Here is a 13,385-nt window from a genome sequence, read left to right as displayed (position 1 = left end):
AGAATAAACGGGTATCCAAAACGGACACCCGATTCAATTTCTACCAGCGATAGTGAGCAAACGCTTTGTTCGCTTCAGCCATCTTGTGCGTGTCTTCACGCTTTTTAACTGCTGCACCGGTGTTGTTAGCAGCGTCCATGATCTCGTTAGCCAAGCGTTGTTCCATGGTTTTCTCTCCACGGTTACGGGAGTAGTTAACCATCCAACGCAGACCAAGAGTGGTACGGCGCTCCGGTTTTACTTCGATTGGTACTTGGTAGTTAGCACCACCTACACGGCGAGCTTTAACTTCCAGTACTGGCATTACGTTTTTCAGTGCTTCTTCAAACACTTCCATCGGGTTGCGACCTGTGCGCTCCTGGATGATGTCAAATGCGTTGTAGAGAATGTTCTGAGCTACACCGCGCTTACCATCCAACATCAGGCGGTTAATCAAGCGAGTAACCAACTTGCTGTTGTGAATAGGATCAGGCAGCACGTCACGACGGGTTACAGGACCTTTACGAGGCATCGTATTCCCTCCTTCTTTTCGATATAAATTCACGCCACTTCACAGGCGCTTTTTTTATTACTTCTTCGCTGCTGCTTGACCTGGCTTCGGACGCTTAGTACCGTATTTGGAACGACCTTGTTTACGGTTGTTCACACCAGCAGTGTCAAGAGCACCACGAACGATATGGTAGCGTACCCCTGGCAAGTCTTTTACACGACCGCCGCGCACCAGCACGACGCTATGCTCTTGCAGGTTGTGGCCAATACCACCGATGTAAGCTGTTACCTCGATTCCGTTTGTCAAACGCACACGAGCGTATTTACGCAACGCGGAGTTCGGTTTTTTCGGAGTCATGGTACCTACACGAGTGCAAACACCACGTTTTTGAGGAGAGCTTTGGTTGGTTTGGCTTTTCTTGAAGCTGTTGTACCCCTTTTGAAGAGCTGGGGACTTCGACTTCACAACCTTATCCTCGCGACCTTTACGCACCAATTGGTTAATTGTAGGCATGATGTTACCTCCCTTCTTAATACCCAATCTTCAAGACCACAGATCCAGGTGAGTCATTTTTAGGTCAAATAGAAAGTCCTTGTCCATCATTACGCAACGTGTAACCACAGACAAAAACATCGTTAACCACTTTTTTTAATCGCAGCGGTAGCCGCTCCCACTTCAATTCCACACGCTTTGCCTAAACGACGCATGGAATCTACATGAATGACTGGAACACCCTTCTCTTTGCAAAGGAGCTCGACTTTTTGGGTCAAACGCTTATCTGCATCAACAGCGATATACACCGCTTCTACCTGTTGGCTTTCAACAGCTTTGATCGTCTGCTTAATGCCGATTGTCAAGTCCTTGGCCCGCTCTACTTTTTCATAAGACATGATTCTCATATCCTCCAAAGTACAGATGTCAGGCACACTTGAATATAATATCAGGTGGGCTAGTTGTTGTCAACGCCCATCTCATATTTTTTATTTAGGAAAGCGCCCACCAATCGGTGATGGGCGCTTTTCCCGCCATTACTCTACAGAAACTGCTTCTTGCTCAGCTTTCGCTGCTTCCAGCTCTGCTTCGTAATCTACTTGACTAGCAACTTTTACATTGCGGTAACGTGACATACCGGTACCTGCTGGAACCAGCTTCCCGATAATAACGTTCTCTTTCAAACCTAGCAAGCGGTCCACTTTTCCTTTGATCGCTGCATCGGTAAGAACGCGAGTCGTTTCCTGGAAGGATGCTGCCGACAGGAAGGAGTCGGTTTCGAGGGATGCTTTGGTGATCCCCAGAAGAACCGGACGGCCCACTGCTGGATTTCTGCCTTCCATGAGAACTTTTGCGTTCGCTTGCTCAAATTCAGGAACCTCAACATAGGAACCTGGCAAGAGGTCTGTATCTCCGCTGTCGATAACGCGCAGTTTGCGCAGCATCTGACGAATCATAACCTCTACGTGCTTGTCGTTAATTTCTACCCCTTGCATACGGTAAACTTTTTGTACCTCTTGCAAGATGTAGTTGGAAACGCCGCGCATACCACGAACTTTGAGCATTTCTTTCGGGTCTACGGAACCTTCCGTGAGCTCGTCACCGGCATTCAGCTTGAGACCAACAGAAACCTTGATGCGCGAGCCATACGGTGCTGCATACACTTTGTTCTCCGCTTCCCCACGTACCTCGATCTCGCGACGATCTTTCCCTTCGCGAATATCAACAACTTCACCATCGATTTCGGAGATGACTGCTTGCCCTTTCGGATTACGCGCTTCGAACAACTCCTGAATACGCGGCAAACCTTGGGTAATATCGTCTCCCGCAACCCCACCAGTATGGAAGGTACGCATGGTCAACTGGGTACCCGGCTCACCAATGGATTGTGCAGCGATAATACCGACTGCTTCTCCCACTTCCACCTCGGCTCCTGTTGCCAGGTTGCGTCCGTAGCACAATTTGCAAACACCATGGCTGGTGCGGCAAGCGAGTACGTTACGGATATAAACGTTAGTGATTCCTACTTTTTCGATATACTCGGCAACCTCTTCAGAGATCTCCTCATTGCGGTGCACGATGATTTCTTTTGTCTCAGGGTGGCGCAAAGTCTCGAAGCAAGTACGTCCAACCAGACGATCAGACAACTTCTCGATTTCTTCCTTACCATCCTTGATTGCTGTTACACGGATACCTTTATCTGTTCCGCAATCAGTTTCGCGTACAATCACGTCTTGGGCAACGTCTACCAGACGACGAGTCAGGTAACCCGAGTCCGCTGTACGCAAGGCTGTATCGGCGAGACCTTTACGCGCACCGTGCGTGGAGATAAAGTACTCCAATACCGTCAGACCTTCACGGAAGTTGGATTTAATCGGCAACTCGATGATTCGACCGGATGGGTTCGCCATCAGACCGCGCATACCAGCCAACTGAGTGATCTGGGATACGTTACCACGGGCACCGGAGTTCGCCATCATGAAGATCGCATTGAACTTATCCATGGACTTCATCAAAACGTCTGTTACTTCATCCTTCGCTTTGGACCAGATAGAGATTACGCGGTCATAGCGCTCGTCCTCGGTGATCAAACCGCGACGGAACTGCGTCATGACAGTTGCAACCTTTTCATCCGCTGCGTCGAGAATGTCTTTTTTCTTTCCTGGTACCGCAATGTCCGCTACGGCAATCGTGATACCTGCTTTTGTCGAGTACGTGAAGCCCAGTTCCTTGATTCTATCGAGGATCATGGACGTTTTCATCGTACCGAAGCGACGGAAGCACTCGGAAATGATGGTTCCCAAGAAGCCTTTTTTCACCGCGCCTGGATCAGGCAGGTTCTTGATGAATTCTGTAACGTTGGTACCTTTATCGAAAATAAAGTATTCGTCAGGAACCATGTTTTGCAGGTTGCCTTTCGTTGGTACGTTGATGAACGGCAGATCTGCAGGGAAAATTTCATTGAAAATTACTTTACCTACTGTCGTTACGAGAAGCGCGTTCTCTTGACGCTCAGTAAAGCTGGTTTTGCTCAAGCGTTTTGCTGGCAGTGCGATGCGCGTATGCAGGCTGATAAAGCCTTGCTGATAAGCGGCAATCGCATCGTGAGGATCGCGATAAATCGTACCCTCGCCTTTGTCGCCTTCGCGCTCCAGTGTCAGGTAGTAAGAACCAAGCACCATGTCCTGGGATGGAGTTACTACCGGTTTACCGTCTTTCGGGTTCAAGATGTTCTGCGCTGCCAGCATGAGGATACGGGCTTCCGCCTGTGCTTCAGCAGACAACGGAACGTGAACCGCCATTTGGTCACCGTCAAAGTCCGCGTTGTACGCTGTACAAACGAGCGGATGCAGACGGATCGCACGGCCTTCAACCAGAACTGGTTCGAATGCCTGGATACCCAGACGGTGCAAGGTAGGGGCACGGTTCAACAGTACCGGGTGCTCACGAATAACGTCCTCGAGAACGTCCCATACTTCTGGCTGAACGCGCTCAACCTTGCGCTTTGCGCTCTTGATGTTGTGAGCGAGGCCTTTGGAAACCAGCTCTTTCATCACGAACGGCTTGAAGAGCTCCAGTGCCATTTCTTTAGGCAAACCGCACTGATACATCTTCAGGTTAGGTCCTACAACGATAACGGAACGACCGGAGTAGTCAACACGCTTACCGAGCAGGTTCTGACGGAAACGACCTTGTTTACCTTTCAGCATGTGGCTGAGAGATTTCAAAGGACGGTTACCTGGTCCTGTTACCGGACGTCCACGACGACCGTTGTCGATGAGCGCGTCTACTGCTTCCTGCAGCATGCGTTTCTCGTTTTGTACGATAATGTCAGGAGCACCCAGTTCGAGCAGGCGCTTCAGACGGTTATTACGGTTGATTACACGGCGGTACAGGTCATTCAGGTCGGAAGTGGCAAAACGTCCACCATCCAACTGAACCATTGGACGAAGCTCTGGCGGGATAACCGGCAGTACGTCGAGAACCATCCAATCCGGGTGGTTACCGGAGTTGCGGAATGCCTCGAGCACTTCCAGACGCTTGATCGCACGGTTGCGACGCTGGCCTTGTGCAGTTTTCAAATCTTCTTTTAACGTTTCCACGTCTTTATCCAGATCGATTTCTGCAAGCAGGCGTTTGATTGCTTCTGCTCCCATCATCGCTTGGAAGGAGTGGCCGTATTTCTCACGATAGTTGCGATACTCTTTTTCGGAGAGCAATTGCTTTTTATCGAGAGGAGTGTCACCTGGATCTGTTACTACGTAAGAAGCAAAGTAGATTACTTCCTCCAGGGAACGAGGGGACATGTCGAGCACCAAGCCCATACGGCTTGGAATCCCTTTGAAGTACCAGATGTGAGAAACTGGGGCAGCCAGTTCAATGTGCCCCATACGCTCACGCCGTACTTTGGCGCGGGTCACTTCCACGCCACAACGGTCGCACACTACACCTTTATAACGAACACGCTTGTATTTACCGCAATGGCATTCCCAGTCCTTGGTTGGTCCAAAGATGCGTTCGCAGAACAAGCCGTCTTTTTCCGGTTTCAGTGTGCGGTAGTTGATCGTCTCTGGCTTCTTCACTTCCCCGAAAGACCACGAACGGATCTTATCGGGGGAAGCCAAGCCGATCTTCATATATTCGAAGTTGTTCACGTCAATCACAGGGCGTTACCTCCCTTGGTACCGGAATCTTACTCTTCGTTCAAGCTTCCGCCTTCGAGAACGAGGTTCAGTTTTTCACCGTTGCCTTCATCCTCGTCTTCCATTTCACGCATTTCAATCTCCTGCTCGTCTCCGGACAGAATCTTCACGTCCATACCCAAGCTCTGGAGTTCCTTAATCAATACCTTGAAGGACTCTGGAACACCTGGTTCTGGAACGTTTTCGCCCTTAACGATCGCTTCATACGTTTTCACGCGGCCCACGACGTCATCCGACTTGACAGTAAGAATTTCTTGCAAGGTGTAGGCAGCACCATATGCCTCCAATGCCCAAACCTCCATCTCCCCGAAACGCTGTCCACCGAATTGAGCTTTACCACCCAATGGCTGCTGCGTAACAAGAGAGTAAGGACCAGTAGAACGAGCATGGATTTTGTCGTCAACCAAGTGAGCCAGTTTCAGCATGTACACGCAACCTACCGTTACACGGCGGTCAAACGGTTCACCTGTACGACCATCAAACAAGATCGTTTTTCCGTCACGATCCAGACCTGCTTCTTCCAACGTTTCGAATACTTCTGCCTGACGTGCACCGTCGAATACTGGCGTTGCTACGTGGATACCCAGAAGTTTCGCTGCCATACCCAAGTGAGTCTCCAATACCTGACCGATGTTCATACGCGAAGGTACGCCCAACGGGTTGAGTACGATCTCTACTGGAGAACCATCTGGCAGGAACGGCATATCTTCTTCCGCCATGATGCGGGCGATAACCCCTTTGTTACCATGTCGACCGGCCATTTTGTCACCCACGGAGATTTTCCGTTTTTGGGCGATGTAAACGCGAACGAGTTGGTTTACGCCTGGTGGCAATTCGTCGCCATTCTCACGCGTAAATACTTTTACGTCTACGATGATACCGGAACCACCATGCGGTACGCGCAGGGATGTATCACGAACTTCACGAGCTTTTTCACCGAAGATAGCATGCAGGAGGCGTTCTTCTGCTGTCAGCTCAGTAACCCCTTTAGGTGTAACCTTACCAACGAGAATGTCGCCGTCCTGAATCTCCGCACCAACACGGATGATACCGCGTTCGTCCAGGTTTTTCAGAGCATCTTCCCCGACGTTTGGAATATCGCGAGTGATTTCCTCTGGACCCAGCTTGGTGTCGCGAGCTTCGGACTCGTATTCTTCAATATGGATAGACGTATACACGTCATCTTTTACAAGTTTTTCACTCAGAAGAATCGCGTCTTCGTAGTTGTATCCTTCCCACGTCATAAACGCAACGATTACGTTACGACCGAGAGCCAATTCACCTTTTTCAGTGGATGGGCCGTCCCCAATGATATCGCCTTTTTCAATCCAGTCTCCAGTGCTTACGATTGGACGCTGGTTGATGCAGGTACCTTGGTTGGAACGGATAAACTTGTGCATTTTGTATTTATCGAGATCGCCAGCAACTTTTCTGCCGTCGATTTCTTGGTAACGACGAATCCAGATTTCGCGAGCCGTTACGCGCTCAACTTGACCCGGGTGCTTGGCAACGATCGCTACACCAGAGTCTTGCGCTGCTTTATGTTCCATACCCGTACCGACAAACGGTGCTTGTGGAATCAAAAGCGGAACGGCCTGCCGCTGCATGTTTGAACCCATCAGTGCGCGGTTGGCGTCATCGTTCTCGAGGAACGGAATCAGCGCTGTCGCAACGGATACAACCTGCTTCGGCGATACGTCCATGAAGTCTACCTTGTCGCGCGGTACGCTCAAGATCTCACCTTTACGACGGCAGATTACCATGTCGTTTACGAAACGGCCATCTTCATCAAGTGGCTGATTCGCCTGTGCCACGTTGAACACGTCTTCCTCATCAGCAGTCAAGTAGCTGATATCAGTCAACACGAAGCCTGTTTCCGGATCAACTTTACGACGAGGTGTTTCGATAAATCCGTAGTCGTTGATGCGTGCAAAGGACGACAGGGAGTTGATCAAACCAATGTTTGGTCCCTCTGGCGTCTCAATTGGACACATCCGACCGTAGTGGGAATGGTGAACGTCGCGCACTTCGAAGCCCGCGCGCTCACGCGTCAAACCACCAGGTCCGAGTGCGGACAGACGGCGTTTGTGCGTCAGCTCAGCCAATGGATTTGTTTGATCCATGAACTGGGACAACTGCGAGCTACCAAAGAACTCCTTCAGTGAGGCAATCACTGGACGGATGTTAATGAGAGCTTGCGGTGTAATTTGGTTTTGATCCTGGATGGACATGCGCTCACGAACCACACGCTCCATACGGGACAAACCAATACGGAACTGGTTCTGCAACAGTTCACCAACGGAACGCAGACGACGGTTACCCAAGTGGTCAATATCGTCTGTGGAACCTACACTGTGCAGGAGGTTCATGAAATAGTTGATCGCCGATACGATGTCCGCCGGCGTAATATGTTTGAAGGACTTATCTACATTTCCGTTTCCGATTACTTTGATGATCTTGCCATCTTCAATCGGAGAGAAAATATTGATAGATTGCAAATGAATCGCTTCATCTTCCAGTACACCGCCATGTGTGCGAACGTCGATAAAGCCGACATTGCCTTCCAGCGCTGGCACGATGCGATCCAGGACACGACGGTCAATCATTTGACCTGCTTCGGCAAAAATTTCACCTGTTGTCGTATCGATCAGCGTTTCAGCCAAACGTTGGTTGTACAGACGGTTTTTCAAATGAAGCTTTTTGTTCATTTTATAACGACCAACAGAAGCCAAATCATAGCGCTTAGGGTCGAAGAAACGAGAGATCAAGAGGCTCTTCGCATTTTCGACTGTTGGTGGCTCACCCGGACGAAGACGCTCGTAGATTTCAATGAGCGCTTTTTCCGTAGAATCGGTATTGTCTTTTTCCAGCGTGTTCTTGATGTATTCATCTTCACCCAGCAAGTTGAGAATCTCGATGTCGGAACCAAAGCCCAACGCACGCAAAAGAACCGTTACCGGGATTTTTCGCGTACGGTCGATGCGGACATAAATAACGTCCTTCGCATCGGTCTCCAGCTCCAGCCAAGCACCCCGGTTCGGGATTACTGTAGCTGTAAACGTCTGCTTGCCGTTTTTGTCCACTTTGGTGTTGTAATATACACTGGGGGAACGAACAAGCTGGCTGACAATAACGCGCTCAGCACCATTAATAATGAAGGTTCCCGTTTCGGTCATGAGCGGGAAATCCCCCATGAATACTTCTTGTTCCTTCACTTCTCCCGTCTCTTTGTTCAACAAACGTACCTTCACACGCAGAGGCGCCGCATAGGTGACGTCACGTTCTTTCGACTCGTCAACATCGTACTTCGGCTCTCCCAAGCTGTAGTCGATAAACTCCAGCACGAGATTACCTGTGAAGTCCTGGATTGGCGAAATGTCTTGGAACATCTCACGGAGCCCCTCATCAAGGAACCATTGGTAGGACTTTTGTTGAATCTCGATGAGATTTGGAAGGCCCAGCACTTCGTTAATACGTGAATACGTACGACGCTGGCGGTGTCGGCCACTTTGAATCACTTTACCTGCCAACTTATTCACCCCTCAGGTTGTGTTTTCACACATAGAAACTCGGCATTCGGCAACTTTTTTCAGTCGCATTCGAATGCCTAAAAATAAAAATGGGTTAAAGCAGCTTCAACCATTTTTAACCCAGAGAAACTCTATTTTAAAAGAATTCCCATGTTTTCACGCAAACATTCCTATCTCAGGAAAAAAGTAGAAACGCTTGACAGACAGGGAATTGCTGAAAAATAGACATTTATCCCATATTGACATTTTATAATGCTACCACATTCAATTATTCACGTCAAGAAAACTTTTCTAATGATTTCTTCTTGCTTATTTGATTGCCCTGAATATGTGATAGCCTTTTTCCCGATCTACCTCTATTACTTCGCGGTACGTTTCCTGCAACTTTTTCAATGCGGACGGGGCACCTTGCTTCTTCTGAATGACAACCCACATTGCTCCGCCTTCTACCAACAGGTCGTATCCTTCTACAAAAATGCGATGAACGATTTCCTTACCCGCACGGATCGGCGGATTGGTTAGAATGACATCAAACAGCTCACCTTGTACGCCGCTGTAGACATCACTCACTCGAACCTCAACATTTTTTATTCCATTTGCTTCTGCATTACGACGAGCCAGGTTAACCGCACGCTCGTTCACGTCGATCATCGTCACCCGACCATGATCAGCAAGCTTGGCAGCCGTCAATCCCATCGGACCATACCCGCATCCCACATCGAGTACACGCGCATGACTGTCGATTTCCATGTTCTCGATGAGCAATACACTTCCAAAGTCAATCCGGTCTCGGGAAAAAACGCCAGCATCCGTTATGAAGCGAAGTTCATTACCACGGAGCTTGAACGTAAATTGCTGTTCATCATGTGCAGCGCCCGGTTGATTGGTATAGTAATGGTCTGCCACGTGTGATTCACCCTTCCTCATCGTTTAAGAAAAACTCTATCATCAAAAGTTTATAGAAAATCCCCCTGCCGCAGGCAAGGGGATATCCTAAAGGAAGCTAACTTACTTTACTTCTACTTGAGCGCCAGCTTCTTCGAGTTTTGCTTTGAGGGATTCTGCTTCGTCTTTGGAAACGCCCTCTTTGAGTGTTTTTGGAGCGTTGTCTACCAGGTCTTTTGCTTCTTTCAGACCCAAGCCAGTCAGCTCGCGAACAACTTTGATAACGTTGATTTTGGAAGCGCCGCCGCTTACCAGGTTTACAGTGAATTCAGTTTGCTCAGCAGCAGCTTCTGCTCCGCCACCAGCAACTACAGCTACAGGAGCAGCAGCAGTTACGCCGAATTCTTCTTCGATTGCTTTAACCAGATCGTTCAGTTCGAGAACGGACATGCCTTTAATGGCTTCCAAGATTTGCTCTTTAGACATTTGTAAATCCTCCATTCAAGGAATAGTATTTGTAAAACATTAACCGATCAGACGATTACGCGCCTTGACCTTCTTTTTGTTCTGCCACTGCTTTGACTGCCAGTGCAACGTTGCGCATTGGAGCTTGCAGGACGGAAAGAAGCATGGACAAGAGACCTTCGCGGTTCGGCAGGGAAGCCAGAGCTTTAATTTGCTCAGCATCAACTACTTTACCCTCGATAACGCCACCCTTGATTTCCAGCTTGTCGTTTTTCTTAGCGAATTCAGCGATAACTTTCGCTGGAGCGATGATATCGTCTTTGGAGAACGCCAGAGCGTTTGGTCCAGTCAGATATTGATCCAGTTCAGTCAGGCTTTCCTTCTCAGTAGCCAAACGAGTCAGGGAGTTTTTCAACACCTGGAACTCAACACCAGCTTCACGCAATTGCTTACGGAGCTCAGTTACTTGTGCTACTGTCAGACCGCGGTAGTCAGCTACCACTGTAGTTTGGCTTTCGCGAAGCTTAGTTGCGATTTCGTTGATCGCTTGTACCTTTTCTTCACGAATAACGGTTGGACGAATTTCTGCCATTGATTACACCTCCCGTGCTCTAATCCTAGAAAATGAAGAATGCCCTCGCAGACTCACGAGGGCATAATGCTATATCGTCAAAGGAAAACAGCGTTTCCTCATTCGTACATTACACGCCTCGGAGGGATATTAAGCGTTACTCTCACAAGCACCGCACCTTCTGTCTACGGCATATTCTTTTCATCAACAGGGACTATCTTAACAACTCCCATAAAGGAAGTCAAGTGTCATTATTTTACAGCTACGCGTACACCAGGGCCCATAGTAGAGCTCAGGGTTACGTTTCTCATGTAAACACCTTTAGCAGCAGCTGGTTTCGCACGGTTCAGTGCTTCAGTCAGAGCAGCCAGGTTTTCTACCAGTTTGTCAGCATCGAAGGATGCTTTTCCGATAGGAGCGTGGATGTTACCCGCTTTGTCTACACGATACTCAATTTTACCTGCTTTGATTTCGTTAACCGCTTTAGTTACATCGAAAGTAACTGTACCGGTCTTAGGGTTTGGCATCAGGCCTTTTGGACCGAGTACACGACCCAATTTACCTACTTCACCCATCATATCAGGAGTAGCTACTACAACGTCAAAGTCGAACCAGCCACCTTGAATTTTTGCGATCATGTCTGCATCGCCTACGAAGTCTGCGCCAGCTGCTTCTGCATCTTTCGCTTTATCGCCTTTTGCGAATACGAGAACACGTTGTACTTTACCAGTACCATGTGGCAATACAACTGCGCCACGGATTTGTTGGTCAGCACGCTTAGGATCTACGCCCAAACGGAAAGCTGCTTCAACAGTTTCGTCGAATTTAGCTGTAGCTGCTTTTTTAACCAGCTCAACGCCTTCAGCTACTTCGTATACTTTGTTTTTATCAACGAGCTTTACAGCCTCTTGATATTTCTTACCTTTTTTCGCCATGATTAAATCTCCCTTCAATGTGGTCGTAGCGGTTGATCCTCCCACAGACAGGGGGGCACAACCTCTGTGCCCCCTTGCACTCAAGACAATTAGTCTTCGATTACGATACCCATAGAACGAGCTGTACCTTCTACCATGCGCATAGCCGCTTCTACGGATGCAGCATTCAGGTCAGGACGCTTCAGTTCTGCGATTTCACGAACTTTATCACGCTTCAGCGTAGCAACCTTTGTTTTGTTTGGTACGCCAGAACCGGACTCGATACCAGCAGCCTTCTTCAACAGAACTGCAGCTGGAGGAGTTTTTGTGATAAAAGTGAAAGAACGGTCTTCAAACACGGTGATTTCCACCGGAATGATCATACCTACTTCGCTTTCAGTGCGAGCATTGAATTCTTTACAGAATCCCATGATGTTTACACCAGCTTGACCGAGAGCCGGACCTACTGGAGGTGCAGGATTCGCTTTACCTGCTGGGATTTGTAATTTAATTACGCGGATAACCTTCTTAGCCACGTAACACACCTCCTTACTTCACATGTGGTTATTACGGGGGAATGCCCCCTCCCACCGTTTTTTGAAAGTCTCTATGTAAAAGACTTTCGATCTATAGTGAGAGTGCAAGAAACCCCAATTAATGTTGTGGGATTGTTAAAACAAAATGAAATGTACCACATAGCGCGATACTTTTCAAGTTGAATCCTAATCCAATTTTTGAACTTGTGTAAAGTCTAGCTCTACCGGTGTTTCGCGACCGAAGATGTCCACCAACACGCGAACCTTCTGCCTGTCCGGGTAAATCTCGATAATCTCCCCGGTGCGATTGGAAAACGGACCATCTGTGACGCGCACCATATCGCGGAGAGCAAAATCGACTCTGATCTTGGGAATTTCGATTCCCATTTGCTTGAGAATCGTATCGGCCTCTTCAGGACGCAGCGCTGTCGGTTTAGAGCCAGCACCCGTGGATCCGACAAAGCCGGTAACCCCAGGGGTGTTGCGCACGACATACCAAGAGTCGTCCGTCATCACCATTTCAACAAGGACGTATCCAGGAAACACTTTTTTCGTGACGGTGCGCTTCTTACCATCCTTGGTTTCCACCTCTTCTTCAGTGGGAACAAGAACGCGAAAGATCTTGTCTTCCATGCCCATCGACTCGAGTCGCTTCTCCAGATTGGTTTTCACCTTGTTTTCGTAACCTGAGTACGTATGAAGTACATACCATGCTTTTTCCATATCCAACAGGACGTTAACCGTCCGTCCCTCCTAAGACTTGCATAATTACGTTCCTAGAATCAAATCGATCAAGCGCGAGATACCCAAATCAACGACGAAGAAGAATATTGCCAGGAGCACAACCGTAACAAGAACAACGAGCGTATAGGTCGTCAATTCTTTACGGTTGGGCCAACGGACTTTCTTTAGCTCGGACATTACGTCACTAAAAAAACCACCGGTACGGCGAAAACTGGCTCCGATTCGTGATAAAAAACCCACTTTGCCACCCCCTGACTTCGTCGCATCAACCATTACTTCGTCTCGCGATGAAGGGTTTGCTTCTTGTCACGGGAGCAATACTTTTTCAGTTCAACACGTTCAGTAGTGGTGCGCTTGTTCTTCGTGGAGATATAGTTACGCTCGCCACACTCGGTGCACGCCAACGTGATGTTTACTCGCATTTATTGCCACCTCCATCTCATTTCAAACCTGCTATTAGTTAAAAGTACCCCGATGATAAATAGTACGGGAAAACCGCTACTTTTTCCAGACCATTTCATTCACCTAAGTAACCATAGAACAGAGAGATAAGAGT

General features: G+C 48.5%; 13 protein-coding genes and 1 other annotated feature. All 13 genes read right to left on the bottom strand.

The genetic code is table 11. The features are described from left to right. Positions 1–40 precede the first annotated feature (40 nt). Positions 41–511, bottom strand: coding sequence for a 30S ribosomal protein S7 (gene rpsG / locus ASG16_RS00210; protein ID WP_007716226.1), 471 nt, complete (start codon positions 509–511; stop codon positions 41–43). A 57-nt stretch (positions 512–568) separates the two neighbouring features. Then, positions 569–1,003, bottom strand: coding sequence for a 30S ribosomal protein S12 (gene rpsL / locus ASG16_RS00205; RefSeq protein ID WP_012683978.1), 435 nt, complete (start codon positions 1,001–1,003; stop codon positions 569–571). Between the two features lie 122 nt (positions 1,004–1,125). Then, positions 1,126–1,380, bottom strand: coding sequence for a 50S ribosomal protein L7ae-like protein (locus ASG16_RS00200; protein ID WP_017247041.1), 255 nt, complete (start codon positions 1,378–1,380; stop codon positions 1,126–1,128). A gap of 138 nt (positions 1,381–1,518) precedes the next feature. Then, positions 1,519–5,145: a DNA-directed RNA polymerase subunit beta' gene (rpoC, locus tag ASG16_RS00195; RefSeq protein WP_048035652.1), complete on the bottom strand. Its 3,627-nt coding sequence runs from the start codon at positions 5,143–5,145 to the stop codon at positions 1,519–1,521. A gap of 29 nt (positions 5,146–5,174) precedes the next feature. Then, on the bottom strand, positions 5,175–8,714 hold the full coding sequence (gene rpoB / locus ASG16_RS00190) for a DNA-directed RNA polymerase subunit beta (protein ID WP_048035651.1): 3,540 nt from the start codon (positions 8,712–8,714) through the stop codon (positions 5,175–5,177). A 309-nt stretch (positions 8,715–9,023) separates the two neighbouring features. Then, entirely contained in the window at positions 9,024–9,620 is a 597-nt protein-coding gene (locus ASG16_RS00185) for a class I SAM-dependent methyltransferase (RefSeq protein WP_056493508.1), read from the bottom strand. Positions 9,621–9,722: 102 nt separating this feature from the next. After that, complete coding sequence (rplL, locus tag ASG16_RS00180) at positions 9,723–10,085, bottom strand: 50S ribosomal protein L7/L12 (RefSeq protein ID WP_047074728.1); 363 nt, start codon at positions 10,083–10,085, stop codon at positions 9,723–9,725. Between the two features lie 55 nt (positions 10,086–10,140). Continuing rightward, complete coding sequence (rplJ, locus tag ASG16_RS00175) at positions 10,141–10,656, bottom strand: 50S ribosomal protein L10 (protein WP_016742852.1); 516 nt, start codon at positions 10,654–10,656, stop codon at positions 10,141–10,143. Positions 10,657–10,680: 24 nt separating this feature from the next. Continuing rightward, positions 10,681–10,844: a sequence feature (ribosomal protein L10 leader region), on the bottom strand. Between the two features lie 42 nt (positions 10,845–10,886). Continuing rightward, entirely contained in the window at positions 10,887–11,570 is a 684-nt protein-coding gene (rplA, locus tag ASG16_RS00170; protein ID WP_048035649.1) for a 50S ribosomal protein L1, read from the bottom strand. Between the two features lie 89 nt (positions 11,571–11,659). Then, positions 11,660–12,085, bottom strand: coding sequence for a 50S ribosomal protein L11 (gene rplK / locus ASG16_RS00165; RefSeq protein ID WP_005828886.1), 426 nt, complete (start codon positions 12,083–12,085; stop codon positions 11,660–11,662). Positions 12,086–12,271: 186 nt separating this feature from the next. Beyond that, a complete protein-coding gene (gene nusG / locus ASG16_RS00160; RefSeq protein WP_048035648.1) occupies positions 12,272–12,808 on the bottom strand; it encodes a transcription termination/antitermination protein NusG in 537 nt (178 codons plus the stop codon). A gap of 45 nt (positions 12,809–12,853) precedes the next feature. After that, a complete protein-coding gene (gene secE / locus ASG16_RS00155) occupies positions 12,854–13,102 on the bottom strand; it encodes a preprotein translocase subunit SecE (protein WP_012683970.1) in 249 nt (82 codons plus the stop codon). Next, the gene (gene rpmG / locus ASG16_RS00150) at positions 13,102–13,251 is read right to left on the bottom strand and encodes a 50S ribosomal protein L33 (RefSeq protein ID WP_003392018.1); all 150 of its coding nucleotides are present in this window, start codon (positions 13,249–13,251) and stop codon (positions 13,102–13,104) included. Before rpmG ends, secE begins: the two co-directional genes overlap by 1 nt. Positions 13,252–13,385 lie beyond the last annotated feature (134 nt).

The sequence above is a fragment of the Brevibacillus sp. Leaf182 genome, from assembly GCF_001423865.2.
Classification (GTDB): Bacteria; Bacillota; Bacilli; order Brevibacillales; family Brevibacillaceae; genus Brevibacillus; species Brevibacillus brevis_C.
The sequence above is the reverse complement of the archived record's forward strand: the minus strand, read 5'-3'. Positions and strand labels throughout refer to the sequence as shown.

Coding starts and splice junctions, on each gene's coding strand:
- rpmG (WP_003392018.1), bottom strand. CDS start 13,251: ATGCGAGTAAACATCACGTTGGCGTGCACCGAGTGTGGCGAGCGTAAC.
- ASG16_RS00200 (WP_017247041.1), bottom strand. CDS start 1,380: ATGTCTTATGAAAAAGTAGAGCGGGCCAAGGACTTGACAATCGGCATT.
- secE (WP_012683970.1), bottom strand. CDS start 13,102: ATGGTTGATGCGACGAAGTCAGGGGGTGGCAAAGTGGGTTTTTTATCA.
- rplJ (WP_016742852.1), bottom strand. CDS start 10,656: ATGGCAGAAATTCGTCCAACCGTTATTCGTGAAGAAAAGGTACAAGCG.
- nusG (WP_048035648.1), bottom strand. CDS start 12,808: ATGGAAAAAGCATGGTATGTACTTCATACGTACTCAGGTTACGAAAAC.
- rpsL (WP_012683978.1), bottom strand. CDS start 1,003: ATGCCTACAATTAACCAATTGGTGCGTAAAGGTCGCGAGGATAAGGTT.
- rpsG (WP_007716226.1), bottom strand. CDS start 511: ATGCCTCGTAAAGGTCCTGTAACCCGTCGTGACGTGCTGCCTGATCCT.
- rplL (WP_047074728.1), bottom strand. CDS start 10,085: ATGTCTAAAGAGCAAATCTTGGAAGCCATTAAAGGCATGTCCGTTCTC.
- rplA (WP_048035649.1), bottom strand. CDS start 11,570: ATGGCGAAAAAAGGTAAGAAATATCAAGAGGCTGTAAAGCTCGTTGAT.